General features: G+C 71.8%; 24 protein-coding genes. 13 read left to right on the top strand and 11 right to left on the bottom strand.

Annotated elements, in window-relative coordinates; all coding sequences use genetic code 11:
- Positions 1 to 58 precede the first annotated feature (58 nt).
- From K1J60_RS42780 to K1J60_RS42765, 4 genes are all read left to right on the top strand, one after another.
- Positions 59 to 1,279: an aminoglycoside phosphotransferase family protein gene (locus K1J60_RS42780; RefSeq protein WP_259408173.1), complete on the top strand. Its 1,221-nt coding sequence runs from the start codon at positions 59 to 61 to the stop codon at positions 1,277 to 1,279.
- Complete coding sequence (locus K1J60_RS42775) at positions 1,280 to 1,819, top strand: hypothetical protein (protein WP_220650929.1); 540 nt, start codon at positions 1,280 to 1,282, stop codon at positions 1,817 to 1,819. It begins immediately after the preceding gene.
- A 142-nt stretch (positions 1,820 to 1,961) separates the two neighbouring features.
- Positions 1,962 to 2,225 (top strand): GlsB/YeaQ/YmgE family stress response membrane protein, encoded by a 264-nt coding sequence (locus tag K1J60_RS42770; RefSeq protein WP_220650928.1) that lies wholly within the window; start codon positions 1,962 to 1,964, stop codon positions 2,223 to 2,225.
- Between the two features lie 121 nt (positions 2,226 to 2,346).
- Positions 2,347 to 3,264, top strand: a complete 918-nt coding sequence (locus K1J60_RS42765; RefSeq protein ID WP_220650927.1) for a GNAT family N-acetyltransferase — start codon at positions 2,347 to 2,349, stop codon at positions 3,262 to 3,264.
- A 7-nt stretch (positions 3,265 to 3,271) separates the two neighbouring features.
- Here K1J60_RS42765 and K1J60_RS42760 read toward each other — a convergent pair whose 3' ends face one another.
- Entirely contained in the window at positions 3,272 to 4,066 is a 795-nt protein-coding gene (locus K1J60_RS42760) for a GNAT family N-acetyltransferase (RefSeq protein WP_033526239.1), read from the bottom strand.
- A gap of 330 nt (positions 4,067 to 4,396) precedes the next feature.
- Between K1J60_RS42760 and K1J60_RS42755 the strand changes: the two genes are divergently transcribed.
- A complete protein-coding gene (locus K1J60_RS42755; RefSeq protein WP_220650926.1) occupies positions 4,397 to 5,563 on the top strand; it encodes an acyltransferase family protein in 1,167 nt (388 codons plus the stop codon).
- On the opposite strand, the gene K1J60_RS42750 is transcribed toward K1J60_RS42755, so the two are convergent.
- The gene (locus K1J60_RS42750) at positions 5,560 to 6,408 is read right to left on the bottom strand and encodes a GNAT family N-acetyltransferase (protein WP_220650925.1); all 849 of its coding nucleotides are present in this window, start codon (positions 6,406 to 6,408) and stop codon (positions 5,560 to 5,562) included. The genes K1J60_RS42755 and K1J60_RS42750 overlap by 4 nt on opposite strands.
- 327 nt (positions 6,409 to 6,735) lie before the next feature.
- Here K1J60_RS42750 and K1J60_RS42745 point away from each other — a divergent pair, with 327 nt between their 5' ends.
- The 3 genes from K1J60_RS42745 to K1J60_RS42735 all read left to right on the top strand — a co-directional run bounded on the left by K1J60_RS42745 (position 6,736) and on the right by K1J60_RS42735 (position 10,293).
- Positions 6,736 to 8,373, top strand: coding sequence for an alpha/beta hydrolase (locus K1J60_RS42745; protein ID WP_220650924.1), 1,638 nt, complete (start codon positions 6,736 to 6,738; stop codon positions 8,371 to 8,373).
- 124 nt (positions 8,374 to 8,497) lie between these two features.
- A complete protein-coding gene (locus K1J60_RS42740; RefSeq protein WP_220650923.1) occupies positions 8,498 to 9,028 on the top strand; it encodes a DUF4232 domain-containing protein in 531 nt (176 codons plus the stop codon).
- 161 nt (positions 9,029 to 9,189) lie between these two features.
- Positions 9,190 to 10,293: a baeRF3 domain-containing protein gene (locus tag K1J60_RS42735; protein ID WP_220650922.1), complete on the top strand. Its 1,104-nt coding sequence runs from the start codon at positions 9,190 to 9,192 to the stop codon at positions 10,291 to 10,293.
- Positions 10,294 to 10,333: 40 nt separating this feature from the next.
- Here K1J60_RS42735 and K1J60_RS42730 read toward each other — a convergent pair whose 3' ends face one another.
- Positions 10,334 to 10,747 carry an SsgA family sporulation/cell division regulator gene (locus K1J60_RS42730; protein WP_220650921.1) on the bottom strand — a complete coding sequence of 138 codons (414 nt, stop codon included), beginning with the start codon at positions 10,745 to 10,747 and terminating at the stop codon, positions 10,334 to 10,336.
- Positions 10,748 to 11,123: 376 nt separating this feature from the next.
- On the opposite strand from K1J60_RS42730, the gene K1J60_RS42725 reads away from it, so the two are divergent.
- Positions 11,124 to 12,554 (top strand): PP2C family protein-serine/threonine phosphatase, encoded by a 1,431-nt coding sequence (locus K1J60_RS42725; RefSeq protein WP_220650920.1) that lies wholly within the window; start codon positions 11,124 to 11,126, stop codon positions 12,552 to 12,554.
- 18 nt (positions 12,555 to 12,572) lie between these two features.
- Here the strand turns inward: K1J60_RS42725 and K1J60_RS42720 are convergent, their stop codons facing one another.
- Positions 12,573 to 14,069 carry a DNA-binding protein NsdB gene (locus tag K1J60_RS42720; protein ID WP_220650919.1) on the bottom strand — a complete coding sequence of 499 codons (1,497 nt, stop codon included), beginning with the start codon at positions 14,067 to 14,069 and terminating at the stop codon, positions 12,573 to 12,575.
- Positions 14,070 to 14,305: 236 nt separating this feature from the next.
- Between K1J60_RS42720 and K1J60_RS42715 the strand changes: the two genes are divergently transcribed.
- Entirely contained in the window at positions 14,306 to 15,448 is a 1,143-nt protein-coding gene (locus K1J60_RS42715; protein ID WP_220650918.1) for an aminoglycoside phosphotransferase family protein, read from the top strand.
- A 233-nt stretch (positions 15,449 to 15,681) separates the two neighbouring features.
- The gene (locus K1J60_RS42710; protein WP_259408172.1) at positions 15,682 to 17,652 is read left to right on the top strand and encodes an N-acetylmuramoyl-L-alanine amidase; all 1,971 of its coding nucleotides are present in this window, start codon (positions 15,682 to 15,684) and stop codon (positions 17,650 to 17,652) included.
- 68 nt (positions 17,653 to 17,720) lie between these two features.
- Here the strand turns inward: K1J60_RS42710 and K1J60_RS42705 are convergent, their stop codons facing one another.
- A complete protein-coding gene (locus tag K1J60_RS42705) occupies positions 17,721 to 18,218 on the bottom strand; it encodes a hypothetical protein (RefSeq protein WP_033526250.1) in 498 nt (165 codons plus the stop codon).
- A gap of 68 nt (positions 18,219 to 18,286) precedes the next feature.
- Positions 18,287 to 18,889, bottom strand: a complete 603-nt coding sequence (locus K1J60_RS42700; protein ID WP_220650916.1) for a CGNR zinc finger domain-containing protein — start codon at positions 18,887 to 18,889, stop codon at positions 18,287 to 18,289.
- 178 nt (positions 18,890 to 19,067) lie between these two features.
- On the opposite strand from K1J60_RS42700, the gene K1J60_RS42695 reads away from it, so the two are divergent.
- A complete protein-coding gene (locus K1J60_RS42695; RefSeq protein ID WP_220650915.1) occupies positions 19,068 to 19,988 on the top strand; it encodes a transglutaminase-like domain-containing protein in 921 nt (306 codons plus the stop codon).
- A gap of 54 nt (positions 19,989 to 20,042) precedes the next feature.
- Here the strand turns inward: K1J60_RS42695 and K1J60_RS42690 are convergent, their stop codons facing one another.
- The 5 genes from K1J60_RS42690 to K1J60_RS42670 all read right to left on the bottom strand — a co-directional run bounded on the left by K1J60_RS42690 (position 20,043) and on the right by K1J60_RS42670 (position 24,458).
- Positions 20,043 to 20,288, bottom strand: coding sequence for a DUF397 domain-containing protein (locus K1J60_RS42690; RefSeq protein ID WP_033526253.1), 246 nt, complete (start codon positions 20,286 to 20,288; stop codon positions 20,043 to 20,045).
- Between the two features lie 82 nt (positions 20,289 to 20,370).
- A complete protein-coding gene (locus K1J60_RS42685) occupies positions 20,371 to 21,537 on the bottom strand; it encodes a thiolase domain-containing protein (protein ID WP_220650914.1) in 1,167 nt (388 codons plus the stop codon).
- Entirely contained in the window at positions 21,534 to 22,604 is a 1,071-nt protein-coding gene (locus tag K1J60_RS42680) for a thiolase domain-containing protein (protein WP_220650913.1), read from the bottom strand. Before K1J60_RS42680 ends, K1J60_RS42685 begins: the two co-directional genes overlap by 4 nt.
- A complete protein-coding gene (locus K1J60_RS42675; protein ID WP_220650912.1) occupies positions 22,601 to 23,542 on the bottom strand; it encodes a Zn-ribbon domain-containing OB-fold protein in 942 nt (313 codons plus the stop codon). The genes K1J60_RS42680 and K1J60_RS42675 overlap by 4 nt, the downstream gene beginning before the upstream one ends.
- 115 nt (positions 23,543 to 23,657) lie before the next feature.
- A complete protein-coding gene (locus K1J60_RS42670; protein WP_220650911.1) occupies positions 23,658 to 24,458 on the bottom strand; it encodes a crotonase/enoyl-CoA hydratase family protein in 801 nt (266 codons plus the stop codon).
- Positions 24,459 to 24,626: 168 nt separating this feature from the next.
- Here K1J60_RS42670 and K1J60_RS42665 point away from each other — a divergent pair, with 168 nt between their 5' ends.
- Entirely contained in the window at positions 24,627 to 26,246 is a 1,620-nt protein-coding gene (locus K1J60_RS42665; RefSeq protein WP_220650910.1) for an acyl-CoA synthetase, read from the top strand.
- The last annotated feature ends 8 nt before the right edge of the window (positions 26,247 to 26,254 follow it).

Here is a 26,254-nt window from a genome sequence, read left to right as displayed (position 1 = left end):
CGTTATGCAGGTAATTACCTGCATGTCAATCACCCGAGGGTCTGCGCACACTGTCGCCGTGAGTCGGACTTTCAGCGCATGGGTGACCTCGGGAGCGGAACTGCTCGGTGTCACCGGCCCGTTCCCCGTCGACGTTCCGTGGTGGGCCGAGGTCGCGCCCGTCGTGGAGCGGCTGGAACGCGCACTCGGGGTGAGGGTGTTCGTGTTGCGGATGCTGGCCGTCGACGGGGGTGAGAGCGGGCGCGACGGGCATGTGACGTACCACGTGGAGGCGCTGGACCCTCCCGGGCCCGGCAGGCTGGAGCGATGCCCCGAGGACCGCGGACCGTTGGACACGGACGACCCCCTGCGCTCCCCGTGGGCACGCGCCGACGGGCTGCGGGAACTGCTCGGCTGGGCCTCGGGGACCCTGGCCGCGCTGGGGCGGCCGGTGACGGGACCGGTCGAGCAGCGACGGACCTGGAACCTGGCGGGCCTCTTCAGGCTGCCCACCGGTCAGGGACCGGTCTGGCTCAAGGCGACACCGCGCTTCGCCACCGACGAGGCCGCCGTCATCGCCGCGTTCGCCCGGGTGGACCCGGGACTCGTCCCGACGGTCCTCGCCGCCGGTGAGCGGCGGGTGTTGCTGGAGCACATCCCCGGAGAGGACTGCTGGTCGGCCGACGCCGAGACGGTCGAGGCGGCCGTACGCCGCATGGTCGCCGCGCAGGCCGCCCTGGCCGGCCGACGGCCCCCCGGACTGCGGGACCGACGGGACCCGATCCTGGGCAGACTGGCGCACGCCCTGCTCGACGGCCGGGCCGGACTGGACATCACCGAACAGGAACGGGACAGCGCAAGGGTGTTGGCGGGCCGCTGGGACCGACTCGCGCAGTGCGGCCTCCCCGACACGCTGGTGCACGCCGACTTCCATCCGGGCAACTGGCGCAGCGACGGCCGGCCACCGGTCGTCGTGGACTTCGCCGACGCCCACTGGGGCAATCCCGTACTGGACTGTCTGCGCCTGTACGACTTCCTGCCCGAGGCGGTACGTTCCACGGCCGTCCGGGTCTGGGTCGACGCCTGGAGGGCCCACGCCCCGGAGAGCGACCCCGCTCGCGCGCTCAGCCTGGCCGAACCACTGGCACACCTCGCCTACGCCGTGCGCTACCAGGAGTTCCTCGACGGCATCGAGTCCTCGGAACGTCCTTACCACGAGGGCGACCCGGCGACGGTGATCCGCGAGGCCCTGCGCTGCGCGACGCATCCGAGCCTCGGCTCGGCGGGAGTGGCGGGCTAGATGGATCGTGCCGAGGTACTGCTCATCGGCGGTCGGGCGGGGGTCGGCAAGTCGACGGTGGGCTGGGAGATCTCCGATCGGCTGCGGCACGCCGAGGTCGCGCACGCCCTCATCGAGGGCGACTTCATGGGGCAGGTGCACCCGGCGCCCGCCGACGATCCGCACCGCGCCGCGATCGTCGAGCGCAACCTCACCGCGGTGTGGGGCACCTACGCCGCCCTCGGCCACCGGCGGCTCGTCTACACCAACACCCTGAGCGTGCTCTCCGAGACCGCGGCCACCTTCCGGCGGGCCATGGGCGCCGACGTCCGCATCGTGCGGGTGCTGCTGACCGCCTCCGACGCGACGACCGAACGGCGGCTGAGGGGGCGGGAGATCGGCTCCGAGCTGGAGAGGGAACTGGCCGGCAGCGCCCGCAAGGCACGCCTGCTGGACGAACGGGCACCGGCGGACACCGTCCGCGTCGCGACCGACGGGCGCACCGTCATGGACATCGCGGCGGAGGTGCTCGCCGTCACGGGATGGGTGCCGGAGACCTGACGGGCGCCGGGCACCTGACGGGCCGGCAGGCGCCGGACGGGTGGCGGGCCCGTGAAGAAGATGAAACGGAAACGGACTGCACTCGCGTTCGAAGGGCACTCGCACCGTTGCGGGGATCCCGACGACAAGGGGCGGAGTTCAGATGGAGATCGACGGCATCATCAGTGCCATCGTCATCGGCATTGTCATAGGCGTGCTCGGCCGGCTCGTCGTGCCGGGTCGCCAGCGCATCGGCATCCTGCTGACGATCCTCGTGGGCATCGTCGCCGCGCTGATCGGCAGCGCGCTCGCCGCGGGGATCGGTGTGGCCGACACCGGTGGCGTCGACTGGATCGAGTGGCTCATCCAGATCGCCCTGGCGGCCCTGGGCGTCGTGGCACTGGACCGAACCCGGGCCCGCCGCTGAGCGGACCCGGGGGCGACGGCGGGCGCCCGCGCCCGTCCGGAATCGCGTTGCGGACGAACGCGCCCGGCGGCTAGCGTCGCCGGGCGCCGCCGTTCGTCCGTCGACCGCCCCCGGAGCCCCGTTGTCGCCCCGCGTCACCCACCTCACGCACCTCACCGACCCCACGGTCACTCCGTCGAGCCGTCGGTCGGCCTGGCTGGCGTCCGGGGAGGACGGCACACCCCTCGGGACGGCCTTTCTGCGGCTGTTCACCAAGGAAGGGCAGGCCCACCTCGCGGAGCTGGACGTCTCCGTGCACCCGGCCGAGCGACGGCGGGGCGTCGGCACCGCGCTGCTCGACGCGGCCATCGCCTCGGCGCGCGACGAGCGGCGACGTGCCGTCATCGCCCAGGCCGACCGGGACTCCCCCGCCGACGCGTTCCTCACGGCACGCGGCTTCCGCCGGGTGCTGTCGCTGGTGTATGCCCGGCTGGAACTCGCCGGTATCGACCCGGACCACCTCACCCGGATCCTCGAACAGCCGTGCCCGGGCTACCACTTGACCCGCTGGACGGGCGTCGTACCGCCGGAGCTCGCCGACACCTACGCCGCCTCGCGCCGCGCGATGGACGACATGCCGATGGGCGACACCGACTACGGCACGGTCGTCTGGGACGTCGAGCGGGTCATGGCCGCCGCCGAGGCGATCGCCGAGCGCGGCGACGTGCTGTACACGGTGGCCGCCGTGCACACGTCGAGCGGCGCGATCGTCGGGTTCTCGGAGCTGGTCCTGCCGGGTCCGGTCCTGTCGGGTCTGGTCCTGCCGGGCGACGGCAAGGGCGAGGGGCAGCACTACGGCACGGCCGTGCTGCCCGAGCACCGAGGCCGTGGTCTGGGGCTGCGGATGAAGGCGGAGGCGATCCGCCACGCCCACGGCCTGGCCCCTGAGCTGGCCCTGCTCACCGACACCGCCGAGGAGAACCTCCCCATGCGCCGGGTCAACGACGCGCTCGGCTACCGGCCCACGCACACGGCGATCGAGTACCAGCTCGACCTGTGACCGGCGGTCAGGCGGCCGCCGTGCTCCCCACCGCGTACTCGTACGGCGTGGTCGTCGTGAGCGGCTCGAAACCCAGGCGGGCCAGGATCGGGCGGCTGCGGGCCAGCGCGTCGACCTGGACGTAGCGGTAGCCGCGGTCGGCCGCGACCCGGGCGCGGTGGGCGACCAGGGCCCGGTAGACGCCCCGGCCGCGCCAGCTCTCGACGGTGCCGCCGCCCCACAGTCCGGCGAAACGGGTGCCGGGCAGCAGCTCCATCCGGGCGGCGCTCACCGGTACGTCCCCGGCGAGCGCCACGACGGCCACGACCGTCTCGGTGTCGCCGGTGAGCTGGGCCAGCAGCTGGTGGCGCATCCGGGAGCTGTCGGTGCCGAAGGCCTTCTCGTGGACGTCGGCCACCAGATCCACGCCCGCGCGGTCGGTGACCGGCAGGATCCGCACGCCCTCGGGCGGCTCGACGTCGAGGGTCAGGTCGGCGACCTCGGCGACCATCAGCGTCTCCTCCGGAGCGGGTGTGAAACCGGCCGTACGCAGACGGTGTCCCAGGTCGACGGGGAGATCGTGGCCGTACAGCTTCCATTCGAAGTCACGTCCGAGCCCGGAGAAGTACCGGATCTGCTCGCTGATCGCCGCGTCGGCGCCCGCCTCGTCCAGGTCGGACCAGACGACGCCGCTCCAGCCCTGCTCGGAACCGACCTGGCGCACCACCCCGCCCACGCGCTCGATCCGGGCTCCGGGCCCGTCGGGGCGGGCGCCCTCTCGCATGTCCCGGTCGAACAGTGCCAGCACAGCAGCGTGATCCATGGTGCTCACTCCATCATCAGTCGTTCACCCTGGCAACGGAATTCGACCGTTCTCTCACCACTCCGGCGCGTTGCGGGCGTACGCCCGTACGGCCCTCGCCGATCCGGCCCGGCGAGGGCCGTACGAGTGTCGTCGTGGGACGCCGTGTGTGGCGGGCCCACGCCGCGGGGTGCGAGCCGGGCGAGGGGCCGGAGCCGGTCGGAAGGCGCGGGTGCTCTCGTCGACGATTCCGCGCCACATGCGTCGGTGATGTCGTCGAGGACGACTGAGACCGGCGTGACGGGGCAGGCGGTCCGGGTTCAGTCGTCGTCGTCCGGAGACTTCTCACCGATGCCCGAAGACGTGGTGCAGCACACCCGCCCCTCCCCCGCCGCCCCGCCCCACGGGGAACGGCCGCGGGCGAGGCCGACCTCGCGGGACCCGTACTTCGACAACGCGAAGTACCTCACCATCGTCCTGGTGGCCTGCGGGCACGCGTGGGAGCCGCTGACGTACGGCAGCCGGACCGTGACGGCCGCGTACCTGACCGTCTACGCCTTCCACATGCCCGCCTTCGCCCTGATCTCCGGGTACTTCTCGCGGAGCTTCGACATGGCGCCCGGCCGGCTGAAGCGGCTGCTGACGGGCGTGGCCCTGCCGTACGTCGTGTTCGAGACGGCGTACACCCTCTTCTACCGGTGGGCGCAGGACGACCCGGGCTATCCACTGAGCCTGCTGGACCCCTGGTACGTGATGTGGTTCCTGGTCGCGCTCTTCATCTGGCGGCTGACCACGCCCCTGTGGCTGATGCTGCGTCACCCGCTGCCGGTCGCACTGGGCCTGGCGACGCTGGCGGCGGTCTCACCGGATCTCGGCGGCGACGTCTCCATCCAGCGGGTGCTGGGTTTCCTGCCGTTCTTCGTCCTGGGACTGACCCTGCGGGCCGAGCACTTCGAACGGCTGCGCACCCGCCGGGTACGGCTGCTGCTGCTCCCGGTCGGTCTCGGGGCGTTCCTGGTGGCCTACCGGGTGGCTCCGTGGTTCGACGCCGGCTGGTTCTACCACCGGGGCAGCGTCACCGGCCAGGGCGTGACCCGCTGGGCCGGCCTGCTGACCACGCCCGCCCTGTTCTGTCTGGCGGTGCTGCTGACGGCGTGCTTCCTGGCCTGGGTGCCACGTCGGCACCTGTGGTTCACGGCGCTGGGCGCGGGCACGATGTACGGCTATCTGCTGCACGGCTTCGTGATCAAGTGGGCGCGCTTCAGGGACTGGTACGCCGTCGAGTGGCTGCACACCCCGCCCGGGGAACTCGCGGTCACGGCCGTGGCGATCGGCGGCATCACCCTGCTGTGCACCTCCCCCGTGCGGGCCGCGCTCCGCTGTGTCGTCGAGCCACGCATGGAGTGGGCCTTCCGGCGGGGCGACGCCGTCCCGCCCGCCGAGCCGGGCGACGCCGCTGCCTCCTCCCCGGAGAGCCGGCGCAGCGCCTCCACCGGACGTCCCGCGGAAGGCGCCTAGCCGAGTTCCAGCGTGGTGACCCCGAAGACGCGCTCCACCGCGTACGGCCGGATCGGACCGGTGTACATGCGGGCCGTCTCGAAGGAGGGCGTCAGTCCGTACTCCTCGACCAGTGCCACGGCCTCCGTGTTCGGCTCCGGCACGTCGACGGCCAGCTCTCGGCCCGCGGCCTCGGCGGCCAGTCCGGCGAACAGCGCGCGGGCGTCGTCGGCGGTGTCGGCGAACAGGGGACCGATGCGCAGGGCGTCCCGGCCGGGCCTGATGACGCCGTAGCCGGTGAGCCGCCCGTCGACGATCCGCGCGAGGGCCCGGTGTCCCTCGGCGGTCAGCCAGTGCTCCAGGAAGCGGGGGCGGTCGGCAGGGTGACAGGCCCCGTCGTACGCCGCGAGAAGCCCGGCATCGCGCACGGGCCGGACATCTGCGGGTACGGCGGGCTCCGGCACCACGCCGGAGTAGCGGAAGGTGCGGTGGGCGGGCTCGAAGCCGGACTGCCGGTAGTTGTCCTGCTGCGCGACCACGCCGTCGAGGCCCACGGTGCGGTCGCCCGCGTGGGCGAGCGCGGTCTTCCAGGTGGCGAGGCCGTGGCCCTGGCCGCGCAGGTCCGGGCGGACCAGGTAGAAGCCGAGAAAGGCGTAGTCGTCGCCGTAGGTGACGACGGAGACGGAGGAGACGGGTTCCCCGTCGAGCCGGCCGATGAAGAAGCCCTCGGCGTCCTGCGCGAAGAAGCACGCCGGGTCCGAGAGGCCCGGGTTCCAGCCCTCGTCCCCGGCCCACCGGGCGACCACCGCCCAGTCGTCGAGCGTGGCCCGGGTGACGACGAGGTCCTGATGGCCCGGAGAGGTCATCTCTGCGCTCCTTCGCTGAGGTCGCGAGTGCGCGGCCGCCGTGCGACCGCGGGCACGGTGGTCGGCCGTGCCCCGCAGCATCCTCGCCGAAGCCCGATCACGGCCGCGACGCCGGAAACGGCCGACCTCGCGGCACGCCGGGCCGGTCCGACGGCCCGGTTCACGCGTACGGGCTACCCGCGCGCCACCGGTGTACGTCCTGGACACGGCGGAGAGTACGGCACCTCCGGGCCGCCCGCCCTCCGGGAGGCGTGGCCCCGAGGGGCCGCCTATGGTGATCCGGGGGTCGTCCCCGGCCGCCCTGGCCGGGCTTCCCTGGAGGCACGCATGCGGTCAACGCACAGACGGCGCCCTCTCACCGGAGCCGCGGTCGCGGTGCTCGCCCTGCTGGGGGCCGGGCTGCCCGCCCTGACGGCGGGCGCCGACGACGACAAGGACGCCGGCCGGCCCGACCTGAGCCGCTTCTACGACCAGAAGATCAAGTGGTCGAAGTGCACGGGTATGGAGATGCCCCGGGATCTGCGCTGCGGCAAGGTCACCGTGCCGATCGACTACACACGGCCCCAGGCCGGCACCCTCGACCTGGCGATGGCCCGCTATCGGGCCACCGGCGACTCACGCGGCTCGCTGCTGCTGAACTTCGGCGGCCCCGGCGTCCCGGGAGTACCCGAACTCGCCTACGTCGGCGAGGACTTCATGGACCTCACCAAGGGCTACGACGTCGTCTCCTTCGACCCGCGCGGCGTGGGCCGTTCCTCCCCGGTCAGCTGCGGCGACGGCACCGACGAGGCGCTGGAGGCGACCGACGGCGGTGAGGACGCCGACGACCCGAAGGCCGCGCTCGAACGGCTGCGGCGGGCGGCCGCCGAATGCCAGGAGAACTCCGGCCAGGTGCTGCCGCACATAGGCACCCTCAACGCCTCCCGCGACCTCGACGTGATGCGCGCCGCCCTCGGCGACAAGAAGCTCAACTACCTCGGCTTCTCCTACGGCACCCGGCTGGGCACGGTGTACGCCGCGCAGTTCCCCGAGAAGGTGGGCCGGATGGCCCTCGACGGGGTGGACACCCTGAGCGAACCGCTGACCGAGCAGGGTCTGGTGGGTGCGCAGGGTCAGCAGACCGCGCTGGAGGACTACCTGGACGCCTGCACCGAGGAGCTGACGTGCCCGTTCGGGCAGGACTCCCGCTCGGCCCGTGAGCAGGTCGTGGCGCTGGTCGACTCGCTGGACGAGAACCCCGTGCCGTCGGACTTCGGGCCGGACTTCACGGGCCAGGACCTGGTGGGCGCCGTCAGCCACGCCCTCTACAGCGAACAGCTGTGGCCCATGCTCACCCAGGCGCTCAACATGCTCGTCCACGACGGGGACACACGAGGCGTCATGGCGCTCACGGGCGGCGGCTTCGCCCCACCGGCCACCCCCTACCGCGGCTCGGCGCCGACCCGCCCGCACGAACCCGTCGACCCCACCCCGTCCGGCAGCCCGACCCCGCACGACGGCCTGGTCGACATCGAGGAGATCCCGCTGGACAACCTCCCCGCCGCGCTCATGGCGATCAACTGCGCCGACGACCCCGACCGGCCCACCGCGAAGAAGATCACCGACAATCTGGAGGACCTGCGTGCCGCCTACGAGGACGCCTCCCCCGTGTTCGGCCGGTACCGGCTCACCCAGGTGCTGATGTGCTACGGCCGCCCCCCGGGAACCGCTTTCATCCGCGAGGAGGTGCGGGACGTCGACACCCCGAAGATGCTGCTCGTGGGCACCCGGGGCGACCCGGCCACCCCGTACCGGTGGACCGTGGAGACGGCGAAGCGGCTCGGCTCCTCGGCGGTCGTCCTCGACAACAAGGGCAAGGGGCACACCGGGTACGGGTCGTCGAAGTGCGTGCACGAGAAGGTCGACGACTTCCTGCTGTTCGGGACGCTGCCGGACGACGGGAGTTCATGCGGAGTCGACGATTGAGCATCGGGCGTGCAACACGCGCGCATCCGGCACAACCCCGGGCGCATCCCGGCCGTCACACTGGGCAGACGTCACGTTTGCGCGTGCCGTACCCGTATGTGACCGAAACTGGGGGATTCCACCGATGCGTATCCGCTCCTTGCTCACCGTCTCCACCGTCGCCACCGCCGGCGCCGCGCTCCTCCTCACCGCCGCCCCTCAGGGGCTCGCCGCACAGCCCGCCGCGAAGACCCCGGTCTGCAAGTCGAAGGTCCTCAAGCTGGGGGCCAAGCAGGCGAAGGACGCGAGGATCGTGCACATCAGCGTCAAGAACACCGGCACCCGCGCCTGCACGATCGACCGCCTTCCCGTCGTCACCTTCGGCGACCTCGACGGGGCGGCCCAGCCGGTGCCGTCGGGCGAGAGCGGCCCGTACAAGGTCGGCGCGGGGAAGACGGTGTACGCCGCGGTCCGCACGATCGCCGACCTCAAGGACCCGCAGGCGCGTCGTGTCGGCACGATCACGGTGTCGGCCAACCCCAACCTCTACGGCCGCACGTTCACGCTGAAGCAGCTGGGCGCCTCCAAGAAGGTGAAGGTCTGGGAGCCCGTGACGACCTGGTGGAAGCCGTCCAAGGCCGCCGCCGACAAGGCGCTGAAGAAGGAAGTCGGCTGACCGCCACCACAGTCCCCACGTCGATGAGCCCGTCGGCGCGCCCTCACCGGTGCGCGCCGACGGGCTCTTTCGCCGCACCCCGCCGCCCCGTGCGAGAGGCCCGCACGGGGCAGCCGATTACCCCAAATGCCCGATGCGTGAATCAGTCCTATCGTGAAGAGATGGAGCATGCCCTCAGTCCCACGACCCTGATCGAACTGCGCCGTCCGCGGCCCTACCCCGCGGTCTCGGTACTGACGCCGACGCACCGCCGGGAGCCCGACAACGCCCAGGACCCGGTCCGGCTGCGCAATGTCGTGGCCGAGGCGAAGAAGCGGCTGGAACACGATCCCGCCGTCACCCGGGAGCGGCGCAACGACGTCGTCGAGCAGCTGGACCGGGCACTGGCCGAGGTGGATCTGACGCACGCCGAGGACGGCCTGGCCATCTTCGCCGCGCCCGGGGAGCACCAGGTGTGGTCGCTGACCCGCCCGGTGCCGGAGCGTGTGGTGCTCTCGGACACCTTCCTCACCCGGAACCTGGTGGCCGCACAGGCCGCCGAGCGGCCGTTCTGGGTGCTCGCGGTCTCCGCCGACCGGGTCACCCTGTGGAACGGCGGCGGCCACCGCGTCACCGAGGCGCAGACCGGAGGGTTCCCGATGACCAGGGACCGCGACAACTTCGACGCCGAGCGGCAGGAGCGGATCGGCGATCTGCCGTCGACTTTCCGCGACGAGGACACCCGGCACTTCCTGCGCGACGCCGACACCGCGGTGGCCCGGGTGCTGCGCACCCGGCAGCGGCCCCTGTACGTCACCGGCGAGACGGCGGCGCTGTCCCTGCTCGACGAGATCGGCACGGTCACCCGGGACGCCGCCCACATTCCCCACGGCGGTCTCGCGCACGGCACCCCGGAGGCGGTGTGGCAGGCGGTCCGGCCCATGGTCGCCGCCGAGGACCGCAGGAACGTCGACACCGTGGCGCGCCGGCTCGAAGCGGCGCGCGGTCACAAGGCGTTCGCCGCCGGGGTCGACGAAGTCCGCCAGAACGCCCAGCAGGGCCGGATCCAGCTGCTGGCCGTCGAGGAGAACTTCCGGACGGCCGTCCGCGCGGACGGCGACGGCGGCGGGCATCTGGTGCCGGCCGAGAGCGGCGACCTCGACGTCCGCGAGGACATCGTGGACGAGATCGTCGAGCGGTGCCTGGACACCGGCGCGGAGGTCCGCTTCGTCCCCGACGGCGCGCTCGGCGACGCCCGGGGCATCGCGGGCGTCCTGCGCTACTGAGCCCCGCCCCGCACCCGCCGCAGCGCCGCCGCGAGGAACATCAGACACCCCGCAGGAGGGACGTCAGGCCCCGGTCGAGCGCGGGGCCCACCTCCTCGCTCCCGGCGGCTACGACGGCGTAGCTGCGCAGCAGAAAGCGCTGGAGCGCCGCCTTCTCGAACCTGAGCAGGGCCATGCCGTAGGGGGAGTGCAGCTCCACCACCGTGCGGAACCGGCCGCTGGGCCGGATGTGCACGTCACCGGCGCCCGCGGGGGTCCGTACGCCCTCCTCCAGCAGTCCACGGGAGAAGGTCCAGGTCACCATGGAACCGTTCAGCGAGATGTCGGCCGGGAAGTCGAGGTGCACGGCCAGCGGATCGTCGGAGGAATAGCGCAGGCTCGCGGGCACCGGGACCTCCCGGTCCTCGTCGGTGACGAGGAGTGCGCGGGCGGGCTGTTCCAGCGTGACGGTCATGAACGGTCTCCGTTTCGGATGAAGCTCTTCCTGCCGAGAGGTTTCGCAGGACGCGGCCTCCTGGATTCACCTCTGTGACCCATGTCACGCACCATCCCTGGGAAACGCTCGCACATATGCCCCTCGAACAGGGGAATGAATGATGTGTGAATGCGGTCGACGGTCCGTCAAGTCACGTACGATTCCTACGACTTGGACCCTCGGGATGCGTATCGACCCGCGGTGGGCGACCCCGACCGCGAGGACGCTGGCATATGCCGGAAGCACCACCGTATCGTGTCTTGCCAAATCCCTTACAGCGCGTCGCGGGCTGTGCAACAGTCGTAATCGGCCCTTACGTCAGCGTTGGTCGTACCGTCCCCCATCGGAGTACGTGATGCCGTCCCCTCTCTCTGCGGATCGCCCCGCCGCCCAGCCGCCCCGACGCGGCACGGTCGACGCGCTCATCTCGCAGACGCGACGGCTGCTGGGCGATGTGGACGCCGTACGACGTGACGCGCCCGCCGACGAAGCCGATCCCGAGATCCGCTGGCAGCGGGCGCTCTACGACCTGGCCCTGCATCAACTGAGCGATCTCGACGACCACTTGGCCCAGCTGCGGGACGGGCCCGCCCCGCCGCCCGTCCCAGCGGACACGGCCGGCGTCCCGGTCGCGCCGCCCCCGGCCCCACGGCGCGAGTCGCTGCTCAGCCGGGTCGGCAGCGCCGAGTGGAACCTCCTGACGGACGAGGCCAGCTGGTCCGGCGAGCTGTTCCAGATCCTCGGCCGCGACCCCTCCGCCCCACCGCTCACCCTGGACGAACTGCCGTCGCTGGTTCTCGACGAGGACCGTCCGCGACTGACGGCGATGGTCACGGACTGCCTCATCGACGCGCAACGCATCGACGGGGAGTTCCGGATCGTGCTCCCCGGCGGCGGAGTGCGCACCGTGCACATGATGGGCGAGCCCGTGCTCGACGACGACGGCGGTACGGCCTCCATGTGGGCCGTCCTGCGGGACGTCAGCGAACTGCGGCGCAGCCAGCGGGTGGTGAGCGAGTCCCGTGACTCGCTGCACCGCCAGCGGCACATCGCACAGACCGAGCACCGGCTCGCGGTCGAGCTGCAGGAGGCCGTGCTGCCGCCGTGGCGCGGCTCCCTGCGGCTCCCGCAGCAGGGCCCCGAGAAGCTGGACCTGGCCGCCCACTACCTGCCCTGCTCGACGAGCTCGCTGATCGGCGGCGACTGGTACGACGCCCTCGAACTGCCGGGTGGTGAGAGCCTGTTGAGCGTCGGCGACCTCACCGGGCACGGCGTCACCGTGACCTCGGGCATGGCGATGCTGATCGGCGCGCTGCGCGGCATGGCGATGTCGGGCACCGAGCCGGGCCGGCTGATGGCCTGCCTCAACCAGTTACTGGACACCACGGTGCAGCCGGCGCTCGGCAGCGCCGTCTGCTGCCGCTACCGGCCGGCGACCCGCACCCTCGTCTGGGCGCAGGCCGGACACCCCGCCCCGCTGCTGTTCCGCGACGGGACGGGGCGCGCGCTGCCCCCGCCGGACGGCGTGCTGCTCGGAGCGACCTCGGGTGCCGTCTACGGGCAGGCCGAAGTGACGCTCGAACAAGGCGATCTGCTGCTCCTGCACACCGATGGGCTGGTCCCCCGGCGGGGAGGAGAGGCAGCCGTCCAGCGGCTGTTGGACCTGGCCCCGCGGTTCGGCGAGGCGCGTACGGCCCAGGAGTGTGTACGGACAGTGCTGGAGGAGTTCGGCGAGAGGGAGCGTACGGACGACGCGTGCGTGCTCGTCGCCCGGGTCAGCTCCTGAGGAGCGGGCCCCTCACGGTCACGCCGGGGCGCCGCCGCCCTTGTTCTTCGACTGGGGCTTGGGCAGGGAGAGCTTGATCTCCTCCCGCAGGTCCTGGATCTTCGGATAGCTGGAGTACTGACCGGTGAGCCGGTACATCTCACGCAGCCGGTCCCAGGTGCGGTGGGAGGAGTTGGAGCCCATCGACGCCAGCGCCAGGCGCGCGTACCCGCTCGCCTGCTCCGGGTCGTCGCCGATGAAGCAGGCCGAGGCCATCGACAGGTAGTCGAAGATCTGCGACCTCCCCTGGGCGTTCGTCCTGAGGTCCAACGCCTTCTCCGCGTAGTGCCGGGCGTGCTGGGCCGCGGCCGGTTCGTGCTCCGCGAGGGTGCGGTAGGCCAGGGCCTGCATGCCGTACAGATCCGCCTCGTTGAACATCTGCATCCAGCTCGGCGGCGGCACGTCCCCCCGGTCGGAGACGAAGAGGTCCTCGGCCTGGCCCAGGGTGCGGCGCATGGCCTGGCCCTTGCCCATGGAGGCCTGTGCCCAGGCCTCGACCGTGTGGAGCATGGCCTTGGTGCGCGGCAGGACCTGCTCGCCGGATCCGGACTGGGCGAGTTTCATGAGGTCCAGCGCCTCGTCGGGCTTGCCGAGGTGCACCAGTTGTCGGGCCGCCCGGGAGAGGGCCTCGCCGGCGCGGGGCCGGTCACCGCCCTCCCTGGCGGCGTGGGCGGCGATGATGAAGTACTTCTGGGCGGTGGGTTCGAGGCCGATGTCGTGCGACATCCAGCCGGCGAGGACGGCGAGGTTGGCGGCGACGCCCCACAGGCGCCTCTGGAGATGTTCCGGGTGGCGGTAGGAGAGCATGCCTCCCACCTCGTTGAGCTGTCCCACGACAGCCTTGCGCTGCAGCCCGCCGCCGCGGGCCGCGTCCCAGGCCCTGAACACCTCGACCGAGCGCTCCAGTTCCTCGATCTCCTGCGACCCGATGGGGGCGGCCTCGTAACGGTCGAACCCAGCGGGGTCGGCGTGCAGGGGGTCGTCGATCTCCGGGGCGTCGGCCGCGAGGGCCGGATCGGTGTGCAGCCAGTCGTGCATGGCGCTGCTGAGTGCGGATCCCGCGGTGAGCGCGACGCCCGCACCCACCAAGCCGCGTCGGTTGAGCATGAGGTCCATTCCCGTGAATTCGGTGAGGACCGCGGCAGTCCGTTCGGGCGCCCACGGCACACCGTCGGGATGTTCCACACTCCCGCCGCCCTGCCGTTTCCCCGTACGCCCGTGCCGGACCAGACCGAGGTCCTCGATGGTCACGACACGGCCGAGACGCTCGGTGAACAGCGCCGCCAGCACCCGTGGCACGGGATCGCGCGGGACCTCTCCCATGTCGATCCACCGCCGTACCCGTGAGGTGTCGGTCGCCAGCTGGGGGTGGCCCATGGCCGCCGCCTGCCGGTTGACCAGCCTCGCGAGCTCTCCCTTGGACCAGCCGGCCAGGCCGAACAGGTCCGCGAGTCGGGTATTGGGTTGTCCGCTCACGTCAAGCCCCCAGGTTCTCGGCTGAGTTGAATGTAGCCCGCTGTCAGTTGCTCGGGGACTATTCGCCAGGCTTCGCCAGGGTGCGCTACATGGTGTGCCAGGGGCCATCCGGTGTCAGGTAGGAAAGCGCCACCCCGACCCGGTCGCCCCGACGGGCACTCCCCAGGGTGTCCCCGGTACGGCCGGGGCGGGTAGCGCGTGACATCGCCGGCACACGAAGGGATCTGTCTTCCCCCATGTACGCAGCATCGTCCTCCGTGTCCGCCCCTCCCCGGTCGCTGCACCCCCGCCAGCCGGGCAGCAGCGGCCCCTACCTCGACCCCACGCGTACGACGGCCCCGATGCTCGGTGGCGGCCGGACGCGGCGTGTGCCGGGGCTCGGCACCCAACCGCTCAGCGGGAGAATCGACTTGTCCGGCCCTCAGGGCGCGCAGCTGCGCACGGCGATCGCCTCGGTGCACCGCATCTGTCCGGAGTTCACTCCGGTCCAGGTGCTGCGCCGCAGCGGCCGCTCGGTGCTGCTCGTCGGCACGACAGGGCGCAGCACGGCCGTCGCCAAGTGTTTACTGGACCATTCCTCCATCTGGGAGGAGCGGCTCCGGCACGAAATAGCCGCATACCGCTCGTTCGTCCGGCACCGCCCACCCGTGCGGGCGCCGAGGCTGATCGCGGCGGACCCGGACAACTGCACCCTGGTCATCGAGCGGATGCCCGGCCGGGTGGCGGCCCTGCAGCGGCATCCGGTGGAGGCGCCGCCGCGCGCCGACATCCGGGCGGCGCTCGGCGCGATCTGCCGGCTGAACGCGTGGCGGCCACCGGCGGGGACGTTCGACGCCCCGCTGGACTACGCGGAGCGGATCTCCCGCTTCCATGAGCTGGGTCTGCTCACCGACCGGGACATGGGCGATCTGCAGAAGCTCCTGCACGGCATCGCGCACGCGTCGGGCCGTCAGGGCATGGGCCAGTTCTGTCACGGCGACGCCCTCCTGTCGAACATCCTGCTCTCACCGGCCGGTCCAGTGCTGGTGGACTGGGAGCACGCGGGCTGGTATTTGCCGGGCTACGACCTGGCGACGCTGTGGGCGGTGCTCGGGGACGCTCCGGTGGCGCGGCGGCAGATCAGTCAGCTGGCGCAGTCGGCGGGCCCGGCCTCCCGGGACGCGTTCCTGGTGAACCTGATGCTCGTACTGACCCGCGAGATCCGTACCTACGAGACGGCCGTGCAGCGTTCGATGCACGACTCGACCCCGGCGGCACCGGGTCAGGCCCACCCGGCTGCTGCGCCGTCCGGCGAGGAACAGCGGCTGCTGCTCAGGCGGCTGCACGACGACTGCCAGCTGGCCCGCAAGGCCGTACGGGCGGCGGTCGGAACTCGCTGAGGGGATACGAAGGTCCGCGGTGTACCTGCGCAAGGGCGCACCGCGGGCCTTCGTCATGACCCGGGGGTGGCCATGCACCCGGCAATCACCGGGGAAACAGCCTCCCGGGGGCATGATTGACGGATCGTCGGCCGACCGATAGCACTGACGCACTCTTCCACGCTCGGCTTCGCCGGCAGGAGGGGTCCATGGTCCGCCGCTCCGCCAACGCCCCACCGTTAGAGGAGGCCGCCTTGCGAGGATCCCCCACCGACCGCAGGCCCACCCCGCGTCCCGGACATGTCCGCAGAGCGGCGCTCGCCGTGGCTCCCGGCGTCCTGCTGCTGCCCCTCTTGGGGGCCGCCCCGCCGGAGAGCCGGCCTTCGGCCTCCACCGCTCTGCAGGGCGCGTTCACCGCCGCGGCCGAGAAGTACGGCGTACCGCGCAGCGTCCTGCTCGGCGTCTCGTACCTCCAGTCCCGTTGGGACGCGCACGGCGGCGCGCCCAGTGTGACCGGCGGCTACGGGCCCATGCATCTCACCGACGCGCGCACGGCCCTGGCCGAGGCCCCGCACCACAGCGAGGGCACGGAGGACGCGCGCGGCGACGAGTCCCGGCCGCTCCCGGTACCCGAGGCGAAGCTGCCTGATCCGTCCGAACTCCCGGCCCGGCTCAGGACGTTGACGAAGGCGGCCGAGCTGACCGGTCTGCCCGCGCGGACACTGCGCACGGACGCGGGGGCGAACGTGGCGGGCGGTGCGGCGCTGCTCGCCGCCGCGCAGCGCCGGCTCGGCGCGGAACCGAGCGCCGACCCGGCGGACTGGTACGGGGCGGTGGCGCGCTTCTCGGGCGCCGACGACCGGGCCACGGCGGCGGCGTACGCGAACGACGTGTTCGCGGTCATCCGGGCCGGCGCCGAGCGCGTCACGGACGCCGGCCAGCGGGTGACGCTGGTCGCCGATCCGGACCTCGCCGCCGACACCGGGCAGCTGTCCCGGGCGGGACTGCGCAAGGCCGCCACCGGTGCCCAGTGCCCGACCACCGTGTCCTGCGAGTGGATCCCGGCGCCCTACCAGGAGTTCGGCGACAACGACTACGGCAACCACGACCTGGCGGACCGGCCGAACTCGCAGCCCATCCGGTACATCGTCGTCCATGACACCGAGGGCTACTGGGACACCACCCTGGAACTGGTCCAGGACCCGACGTACGTGTCGTGGCACTATTCGCTGCGCTCCACGGACGGGCACATCGCTCAGCACATCAAGCACAAGGACGTGGGCTGGCACGCCGGCAACTGGTACGTCAACGCGGGATCGGTCGGCCTTGAGCACGAGGGGTTCCTCGCCTCGCCCGACGCCTGGTACACGGAGGCCATGTACCGGACGTCGGCGCGGCTGGTGAGGTACCTGGCCGACACGTACGACGTCCCGCTGGACCGGCAGCACATCCTGGGCCATGACACCGTGCCCGGTCCGACGACGGCGACGATCCCGGGGATGCACACCGACCCGGGCCCGTACTGGGACTGGCGGCACTACTTCGAGCTGCTGGGCAAGCCGCTCGGCGCGACCTCCGGCAGCGACAGCACCATGGTCACCGTCCTCCCGGACTACGCCGCCAACCGGCCCGCGTTCACTGGCTGCGGGTCCGGCGGCGCGACCTGCGCGGTGCACGGTTCCAGTGCCGTACGCCTCTACAGCCGGCCCGATGTGACCTCACCCCTGATCAAGGACATCGGGCTGCGGCCGGACGGCAGTCCCTCGACGATCGATGTGAACGACCTCGGTTCCCGGGTGTCGACCGGCCAGCAGTACGCGGTCGCGGAGCGGCAGGGTGACTGGACGGCGATCTGGTACCTGGGGCAGAAGGCCTGGTTCCAGAACCCCCAGGGCAAGCCGACGGCGGTCGGCGCGGCCGGGCTGGTCGTGACGCCCCGGGACGGTCTGGCGGACATCCCGGTGTACGGCCGCGCCTACCCGGAGGCGGCGGCGTACCCGGCGGGTGTGCCCGCGCAGGCGGTGTCCCCGTGGCCGTACAAGCTCCTCAAGGGCCAGAAGTACGTCACCGGGGGCCTGGTGCCCGGTGAGTACTACTACGCCGTCTCCTTCGACACGAGCGGACACCGGGTCGTGGTCGGCAAGGACCTCTACTACGAGATCCAGTTCGGCCACCGGGTGGCGTTCGTGCGGGCGGCGGATGTGCGGGTGCTGCCCGCCGCGTGAGCGCGAGGACGCGGGGAAGGGCCGGGTGCGCGCGCCCGGCCCTTCCCCGTGTTCGTCCTCTTCGTCCCTCAGGCCTGCTGGAAGAGCTCCGCGGGGAGCGGCTTGAGCAGCGCGTACAGGTCGTCGGTGATGGGGCGGTCCCAGGCGGCGATGGTCACCAGGACGTTGTCGCTGCGGTCGAACTGGACGCAGCTGATCCGGGACTCGGAGAGCTTGAGGCGGCGGACGATCAGCAGGTTGTCGCCCTGCATCACCGGCATGTCCTCGGAACCGACGACGGTGATGTCCTCCTCGTTCTCCAGCGCGACCAGCAGCTGGGCCACCTCGAAGGGGATCTCGTCGTCGCCGACCTCGCGCGCCGGGGAGCCCTCCGGGAGGTTGCCGATGATCATCGCGGGGCCGCGGCCGCCGTAGAGGTCGTAGCGCAGGAAGACGCCCTGGCAGCTGCCGTCGGGGGCGGGCAGCAGACCGGCACCGAGATTGCCCGGCCAGTCGCCCGGATCCATGGCCAGTACGTCGAAATCGGGCCCGGCGGGAGTGGCACTGCGGCGGCGGAGGAAGGACATGTCGCCATGGTACGGCGTGCCGTCCGCAGGTGGAGCCGAGGGAGCGCCGGGAACGACCGTCCCGGCTGTCAGACCGGGGTCTTCTTGTGGCGGTCGTGGTGGCGGGCCACTCGGGCCCGGTTGCCGCAGGAGGGTTTGCACCACTCCTGGCGGGGGTGCTCCTTGAGGAAGTAGCGCACGCAGCGTGGTGCGTGGCAGGCACGCAGCCGCTGTCGCTCAGGGCTCGCGAGGAAGGCGAGCGCGGCGCGGGCGAGGGCGGCGGTGAGCGGGTCCTCGCCGGTGGCGGGGCGGTGGTGCACGACGGGGTCGGCTCCGGGGCCCCAGGTGAGGACCGGGACGGTCGGGGTGAGGGCGGCGGCCTCGTTGAGGCGCGCCAGGGCCTCGGGGACGGGCAGCAGCCGGGCGGCGTCGGCGGGACTGGGCTCGCCGGGGCCGACTGCGCGGGCGAAGAGGGAGCGGACGGCGCCGCGGAGGTCGCGTACGGAGGTGAGCGTGGCCTCGTCGACGAGGGGGCCGACGGTGGCCGGCAGGTTGTCCGCGTGGGCGCGGACCCAGGTGGCGAGCCCCATGACGTCGGTCAGGTCGTCGGTGACATCGCCGCTGCCGCCGTGGCGGACGGTCAGGGCGAGATCCAGGGCGAGCCGTGCGTCCCCGCTGATCGAGTACTCCATGTCGCTAATGATAAGGGAGCCTTCATCCATTAATCCGAGTCGGGTGCCGTGCGAACGAGGAATTCCAGCGACCCGCTCCCGCTCGCGAATTGTGGACAATTGCGGGTGAATTTTGGCACGGTGAGGCGGAGCGGCCCGTAAATCGAACACGCGGCCGATTCCTTCTGGGGGTTCGCTCATGCCACCCGTCCACCTCGCACCGGATGTCGCCGCCTTCTACACCGGGCAGAGCGCGTTCACCGACCCGGGCGACCTCGCCCCGCTCTACGCCGATCTCCCGCGTGATCCGGCCCGACTCGCCCGTGTGGCACGGGATCTGATGATCCATCGGGGCGAGGGCGGGACGTTCGGCCACGCCGTGGCACCGGAGCGGCTGCACGACGACGCCGAGACGCGCTACCTCGACGACATCCTGCGGCTCGTCGTCGAGCGGAACGACGCGCCCCTGTCGCACCGCCGCGAGCCCGGGGACCGGTTCGTCGGGGTGTGCCGCGACTTCTCGCTGCTGCACTGCTCGCTCCTGCGCCACATAGGCGTGCCCGCCCGCCTGCGGTCGGGCTTCGCCACCTACTTCGGCGAGAACGGATTCCACGCCGACCACGTGGTCACCGAGTACTGGGACCCGGCGCGGGGCTGGCTGTTCGCCGACGCACAGCTGACGGAGCCGCTGGTCGCCGACGCGTGGAGCATCGACTTCGACCCGATGGACGTGCCGCGCGACCGTTTCCTGGTCGCGGGCAAGGCGTGGCGGGCGATCCGGGCGGGGGAGGCGGACCCCCGGACGTTCGGCCTGCACCCGCCGGAGGAGGGGCCGCTCAACGGTGAGTGGTTCGTGGCCGGGAACGTCCGGCTCGATCTCGCGGCCCTGAACAAGGTCGAGACACTGCTGTGGGACATCTGGGGCACCGAGACGGAGCCCGGTCGGGAACTCGTGGACCCGGTCCGCGAACTGTACGACGAGGTCGCGGTCGTGGCGGGCGACGAGGTGGGCTTCGCGGCGGCGCGCGCGTTGTTCGCGGAGCGCGAGGGGCTGCGCACACCGCGGACCGTTCTGTCGCTGGCGCCGTACAACGGCCCGCGCGAGGTCACCCTGCGCTGACCCCGCCGGTGGTGGGCGGCTCCGGCCGCCCACCGACACGGCACGTGCGGCGGCTCAGGTCAGGTCGAACTCGCCCTCACGGGCCCCCGACACGAAGGCGCCCCATTCGGCGGGGGTGAAGATCAGCGAGGGGCTCTCGGGGCTGCCGCTGTTGCGCATGGCGATGAAACCCTCGACGAAGGCGATCTGGACATCTCCCCGCCCCTGGCTGCTCGACCGCCAGTCCGCGTTGCTCAGGTCCAGTTCCGCCGGCTTGTGCCAGCCGTCGAGGGATCGCTGCTGCATGGTGGTCTCGGCCACGTCCGTGCTCCTCCCGGTTCGTCGTCCGCCCGCCAGACTAGCGATCGGCCCCCACCGCCGACAGGCCGTGTGAGGGGCGGGTTCAGGAGGCGGGCGGCTCGGCGCCCACGAGCCACATCGAGAAGAACTGCGAACCGCCGCCGTAGGCGTGCCCCAGCACCCGACGTGCGCCCTCGACCTGGTGCTCTCCGGCGAGGCCCCGCACCTGGAGCGCCGCCTCGGCGAACCGGATCATGCCGGAGGCGCCGATGGGGTTGGTGGAGAGGACCCCACCGGACATGTCGACCGGAAGATCCCCGTCCAGCTCGGTGACACCGGACTCGGTGAGTTTCCAGCCCTCCCCCTCTGCGGCGAACCCGAGGTTCTCCAGCCACATCGGCTCGTACCAGGAGAACGGCACGTACATCTCCACCGCGTCGATCTCCCGGCGTGGATCCACGATGCCGGCCTGCCGGTACACGTCGGCGGCGCAGTCCCGTCCCGCGCGCGGCGACACGCTGTCCTTGCCCGCGAACAGGGTCGGTTCGCTGCGCATCGCGCCGCCGTGCATCCACGCGACGGGCCGGGGCGCCCGCGCCGCGCCCGCCCGGTCGGTGAGGACCATCGCCACGGCCCCGTCGGAGGAGGGGCAGGTCTCCGAGTAGCGGATCGGGTCCCACAGCATGGGCGACGCCTGGACCTTCTCCAACGTGATGTCGTGCTCGTGGAGATGGGCGTACGGGTTCTTCAGCGCGTTGCGGCGGTTCTTGTACGCCACCAGGGAACCCACGGTGTCGGGGGCGCCGCTGCGCCGCATGTACGCGCGCACGTGCGGGGCGAAGAAGCCGCCCGCGCCCGCCAGCAGCGGCTGCTGGAACGGGATCGGCAGGGACAGCCCCCACATGGCGTTGGATTCGGACTGTTTCTCGAAGGCGAGGGTGAGCACCGTGCCGTGGACGCGGGCGGCGACCAGGCTCGCGGCGACCAGCGCCGTCGAGCCGCCGACCGAGCCTGCCGTGTGCACCCTCATCATGGGCTTGCCCACCGCGCCGAGCGCGTCCGCGAGGTACAGCTCGGGCATCATGACGCCCTCGAAGAAGTCGGGCGCCTTGCCGATGACCACGGCCTCGATGTCGGCCCAGCTCAACTCGGCGTCGTCGAGGGCCCGTCGGGCGGCTTCCCGGACGAGCCCGGCGATCGACACGTCCCGGCGCGCCGCCACGTGCTTGGTCTGGCCGACGCCTACGACGGCCACGGGCTCCTTGCTCATCGGGGATCCCCTTCGAGTACGGCGACCAGGTTCTGTTGCAGACACGGGCCGGAGGTGGCGTGGGCCAGCGCCCGGTCGGACTCGCCCCGGTGGATGCGGGCGGCGGCCTCGCCGATCCGGATGAGCCCGGCGGCCATGATCGGGTTGGCGGCGGACGCCCCGCCCGACGGATTGACGCACACGCTCTCGTCGAGCCCCAGCACCTTGCGCAGGATCACCTCCTGGGAGCTGAACGGGGCGTGCAACTCGGCGGTGTCGACGGGCCGTTCATGGACTCCGGCCCGCTCGGCGGCGATCCGGGTGGACGGCGAGTCGGTGAGGTCGCGTACGCCGATGCCGTGTGCCTCGACGCGGTGGTCGATGCCCCGGATCCAGGCGGGCCGGTCGCACAGTTCCCTGGCCCGCTCCCCCGCCGCGAGGACCACGGCGGCCGCCCCGTCACCGATGGGCGGGCAGTCCCCGGTGCGCAGCGGCCGTACCAGGTACTCCCCCTGCGGCACCGAACCCCGTAGCTGCGCGTGGGGGTTGGCGGCGGCGTCCGCGCGGCTGCGGGCCCCGATCGCCGCGAGTGCCGGCTCGTCCGTGGCCCCCGTGTCGATGAGCGCCTGGGCCTGGAGGGCAGCGAGGGCGACCGAGTCGGGCCACAGCGGGGCCAGGTAGTACGGGTCCAGCTGTCGGGTGAGGACGTCCCGTACCGAGCCCGGCGAGGACTTGCCGTAGGAGTACACGAGCGCGGTGTCGGCGTCCCCCGTGCGGAGTTTCACCCACGCCTCGTACAGCGCCCACGCCCCGTCCATCTCGACGTGCGACTCGGAGATCGGCGGCCAGGCACCCACGCCGTCGAGCGCGAGGGTGAAGGAGAAGGCGCGGCCGGCGAGGTAGTCGCTGGAGCCCGAGCAGGTGAAGTCGATGTCGGCCGTCTTCAGCCCGGTGCTCGCCATGACCTCGTGCAGCACCGGCATGAGCATCTCCACCTCGGAGAGCTCCTCGCTGGTGCGCCGGTGGTCGGTCTGCGCGAAGGCGACGACGGCGATGTCACGGTCCCCCGGGGCTTCTTCGCGCGTCACAGCAGCTCCTTGTACGTGTCGTAGTCCGCGTCGGGTTCGCCGGTGGGCCGGTAGTGGTCGGGGTAGCGGGCGCCTTCCGTCCACACCGGCTCCACGCGCAGCCCCATGCGCACCCGGTCGTAGGGGATGCCGGCGATCCGGCCGTGCAGGGCGAGTCCGGCGCCGTCGAGGGCGATGTGGGCGTAGACGTAGGGGACTTCGATGTCGAGGTTCTTCGCTTTGATGTTGACGATGCAGAAGGTGGTGACCGTGCCGGCCGGACCGACCTCGACCCGCTCCTCGGTGGCCACCCCGCAGGTCGGGCAGGCGCCCCGGGGCGGGACGTACACCTTGCGGCAGATCGGACAGCGTTCGCCGACGATGCGCCGGTCGCCGAGGGCCTCGATGTAGCCGGTCTGGGCGCGGCCGGGCGAGTAGGTGTAGTCGAGGCGGGCGGCGGCGACGATGCCGGTGACGGCGTCGTCGAAAGCGCCGCCGTGGCCCGCCGGTTCCGCCGGCTCGCCGTCGTACGGTTCGAAGCAGGCGATGTCCGTGATGGCGCCGGACCGCTCCTCGGCCCACCGCACGCGGACCCGCATGCCGGTGCGTACGGCGTCGGGGCCGGGCGCGTCGAGGGCGTGCAGAAGGGCCGTGTCGGCGCCGTCGAGCCGCACCAGCACCCAGGCGAAGGGACGGTCGAGGGGCTGGCCGCGGCGCGGCTCGTGGTTCCAGGCCCAGGTGGTGACGGTGCCGGTGGGCGCGACCTCGACGAGATCGCGGATCTCCTCGGCGGTGACGGGGTCGTACTCCACGGGCGGCACCAGGACCCTGCCGTCACCGGTACGCACACCGAGCACGACCCGCTCCCTGAGCCCGGTGAGAAAGGCGCTCTGGACGGGCCCGAGGGACCGGGTGAACGGGAACTCGACGGTGAGGGGGGCTTTGAGAATCGCGGACATCGGGGCTTGCCTCCTTCGAGAGGGGGGCGACAGGAGCGCCCCTTCAGGGGCGCGGGGAACTGCGCGACCAGCCACAGGCCGACCCGCAGCCGAAGCACGGCCGCCCCACGGGGTCCTACGCGCGCTTGTAGACGGGGGGCCGCTTCTCGGCGAAGGCACGAGCCCCTTCCTTCGCATCGGCCGTGTCGAAGACCGGCCACCCCCGCTTCAACTCGGCGGCCAGTCCCTCCTCTTCGGTCATCTCGGCCGTCTCGTACACGGACGCCTTCACCGCCTCCACCGCCAGCGGCCCGCACGCGTTGATCTGTTCGGCGATCTCCAGGGCTTTGGCCAGGGCGGTGCCGTCGGCCACGACATGCCCGACGAGACCGATCCCGGCGGCCTCCCGTGCGCTGTAGGGCCGCCCGGTGAGCAGCATCTCCAACGCGTGCGTCCGGGGGATCTGCCGCTGGAGGCGGACCGTGGAGCCGCCGATCGGGAAGAGCCCCCGCCTGACCTCGAAGAGGCCGAACGTCGCCGACTCGCCCGCGACGCGGATGTCCGTGCCCTGGAGGATCTCCGTACCGCCCGCGACACAGTGCCCCTCGACCGCCGCGATGACCGGTTTGCGCGGCCGGTGGTGGCGCAGCATCGCCTTCCAGTGCAGATCGGGGTCGGCCTTGAGCCGGTCCCGGTACTCCTGCCCCTCCATCCCCTTGCCCGCGAGGGCCTTCAGGTCCATCCCGGCGCAGAAGGCACCGCCGGCTCCCGTGAGGACGATCGAGCGGACCTCCTCGTCCTCGTCGGCCTGGACCCAGCCGTCGTACAGGCCGACCAGCATCGCCAGCGAGAGCGCGTTCTTGGCCTCGGGCCTGTTGAGCGTGAGTACCAGTGTGGCGCCTTCGCGTCGCACGGTGAGGTGTTCGGTGCCGACCATCCGCTGTCCTCCGTCCGCGGGAAACGAGAACAGGTTGCAGGAGTGGGGTCGGCACTTCAAGGGTTTTCTGACAGACAGTCAGATTTCTGTGCGGGAACCCTTCACAGTTGCGCCGCCCTTTGCTCTGATGACCGGCAACCGAGGGGCTGCGGGGTCAGGAGGAGTGCGGTGGAGTACAACCTTGCCGACCTGTTCGAGTCGGTCGTCGACGTGGTCCCGGACCGGGCGGCGCTCGTGTGCCTCGACATCCCCGGCACGGGCGCGGAACACCGGCTCACCTACGCGGAACTCGACGCGGCAGCCAACCGGATCGGCCACCATCTGCTCGATCGCGGGATCGAGCCCGGCGAGCACGTCGGCCTTCACCTCTACAACGGCATCGAGTATCTGCAGACCGCGCTCGGCTGCCTCAAGGCACGGATCGTGCCGGTCAACGTCAACTACCGCTATGTGGAAGAGGAGTTGGTCTACCTCTACCGGGACGCGGACCTGGCCGCGCTGGTCTTCGACGCGGAGTTCACGGGACGGGTGGCGGCCGCGCTGCCACGGACGGAGAAGCTGCGGCATCTGGTGCGGGTGGGGACCCCCGCGGCCGACACGCCCGCCCTCGACGCCGTCGCCTTCACCGAGGCGGAGGCCGCCGCGTCCGAGGGGCGGGGCTTCCCGACCCGCTCCGGCGACGACCAGTTCATCATCTACACCGGTGGCACGACGGGCATGCCGAAGGGGGTGATGTGGCGTCAGGAAGACCTGTTCTTCTCGGGGTTGGGGGGCGGCGCGCCGACCGGGGAGCCGGTGAAGTCGCCGGAGGAGCTGGCCGAGCGAGTCGCCGCCGGGGGCGACGGGATCACGTTCTTCCCCACGGCCCCGCTGATGCACGGCACGTCCACGCTCACCGCGTTCATCGGATTCAACTTCGGGCAACGGGTCGTGATCCACCGCAAGTTCGTGCCCGAGGAGGTCCTGCGCACGATCGAGCAGGAGAAGGTCACCAGTGTGTCGCTGGTCGGTGACGCGATGCTGCGTCCGCTGATCGACGCGCTGGCCGGCCCGATGAAGGGCACCGACTGCTCGTCGCTGTTCAGCGTGTCGTCCTCCGGGGCCATCATGTCGGAGACTGTCAGGCAGCAGTTCCAGGCCCTGGTGCCGAACGCGATGTTGCTGAACAACTTCGGCTCGTCGGAGTCCGGATTCAACGGCACGGCCACGCAGGACGCGGGCGCCGGCGACGGTTTCCGCATCCGCGTCCACTCCCGTACGCAGGTCGTGGACCCGGCGACGTACGAGCCGGTCCCGGTCGGCGTGCCGGGCCGGGTGGCACAGCGCGGCCATGTCCCCCTCGGCTACTACAACGACCCGAGGAAGACCGCCGAGACCTTCTTCGAGCGGGACGGCGAGCGCTGGGTGCTGCTCGGCGACATGGCGACCGTCGACGAGGAGGGCGTCGTCACGGTCCTGGGCCGGGGTTCGCAGTGCATCAACACCGGCGGCGAGAAGGTGTATCCGGAGGAGGTCGAGCAGGCGCTCAAGGCCCACCCCGACGTCTACGACGCGCTGGTCGCCGGGGTGCCGGACGTCCGGTGGGGCAACCATGTCGCCGCAGTGGTGCAGTTGCGCGAGGGGGCCGCCCGGCCGTCGCTGGAGGACATCCAGACCCACTGCCGCACCCGTCTCGCCGGCTACAAGATCCCCCGCCAGCTGGTCCTCACGGACGCCATCCAGCGTTCCCCCAGCGGCAAGGCGGACTACCGCTGGGCGCGCTCGGTGGCGGTGGCGGCGGACGCGTGAGCAGCGCA

It is taken from the genome of Streptomyces akebiae (assembly GCF_019599145.1).
Taxonomy (GTDB): domain Bacteria; phylum Actinomycetota; class Actinomycetes; order Streptomycetales; family Streptomycetaceae; genus Streptomyces; species Streptomyces akebiae.
Note: the sequence above shows the minus strand (reverse complement) of the source record. Positions and strands in the feature narration are given on the sequence as shown.

Bases quoted from the DNA above. Each gene is read 5' to 3' on its own strand.
- K1J60_RS42725 (WP_220650920.1), top strand. From the start codon at position 11,124: ATGCCGTCCCCTCTCTCTGCGGATCGCCCCGCCGCCCAGCCGCCCCGA.
- K1J60_RS42705 (WP_033526250.1), bottom strand. From the start codon at position 18,218: ATGTCCTTCCTCCGCCGCCGCAGTGCCACTCCCGCCGGGCCCGATTTC.
- K1J60_RS42760 (WP_033526239.1), bottom strand. From the start codon at position 4,066: ATGGATCACGCTGCTGTGCTGGCACTGTTCGACCGGGACATGCGAGAG.
- K1J60_RS42675 (WP_220650912.1), bottom strand. From the start codon at position 23,542: ATGTCCGCGATTCTCAAAGCCCCCCTCACCGTCGAGTTCCCGTTCACC.
- K1J60_RS42750 (WP_220650925.1), bottom strand. From the start codon at position 6,408: ATGACCTCTCCGGGCCATCAGGACCTCGTCGTCACCCGGGCCACGCTC.
- K1J60_RS42775 (WP_220650929.1), top strand. From the start codon at position 1,280: ATGGATCGTGCCGAGGTACTGCTCATCGGCGGTCGGGCGGGGGTCGGC.
- K1J60_RS42740 (WP_220650923.1), top strand. From the start codon at position 8,498: ATGCGTATCCGCTCCTTGCTCACCGTCTCCACCGTCGCCACCGCCGGC.
- K1J60_RS42755 (WP_220650926.1), top strand. From the start codon at position 4,397: ATGCCCGAAGACGTGGTGCAGCACACCCGCCCCTCCCCCGCCGCCCCG.
- K1J60_RS42715 (WP_220650918.1), top strand. From the start codon at position 14,306: ATGTACGCAGCATCGTCCTCCGTGTCCGCCCCTCCCCGGTCGCTGCAC.
- K1J60_RS42700 (WP_220650916.1), bottom strand. From the start codon at position 18,889: ATGGAGTACTCGATCAGCGGGGACGCACGGCTCGCCCTGGATCTCGCC.
- K1J60_RS42730 (WP_220650921.1), bottom strand. From the start codon at position 10,747: ATGACCGTCACGCTGGAACAGCCCGCCCGCGCACTCCTCGTCACCGAC.
- K1J60_RS42695 (WP_220650915.1), top strand. From the start codon at position 19,068: ATGCCACCCGTCCACCTCGCACCGGATGTCGCCGCCTTCTACACCGGG.
- K1J60_RS42685 (WP_220650914.1), bottom strand. From the start codon at position 21,537: ATGAGCAAGGAGCCCGTGGCCGTCGTAGGCGTCGGCCAGACCAAGCAC.
- K1J60_RS42745 (WP_220650924.1), top strand. From the start codon at position 6,736: ATGCGGTCAACGCACAGACGGCGCCCTCTCACCGGAGCCGCGGTCGCG.
- K1J60_RS42670 (WP_220650911.1), bottom strand. From the start codon at position 24,458: ATGGTCGGCACCGAACACCTCACCGTGCGACGCGAAGGCGCCACACTG.
- K1J60_RS42735 (WP_220650922.1), top strand. From the start codon at position 9,190: ATGGAGCATGCCCTCAGTCCCACGACCCTGATCGAACTGCGCCGTCCG.
- K1J60_RS42770 (WP_220650928.1), top strand. From the start codon at position 1,962: ATGGAGATCGACGGCATCATCAGTGCCATCGTCATCGGCATTGTCATA.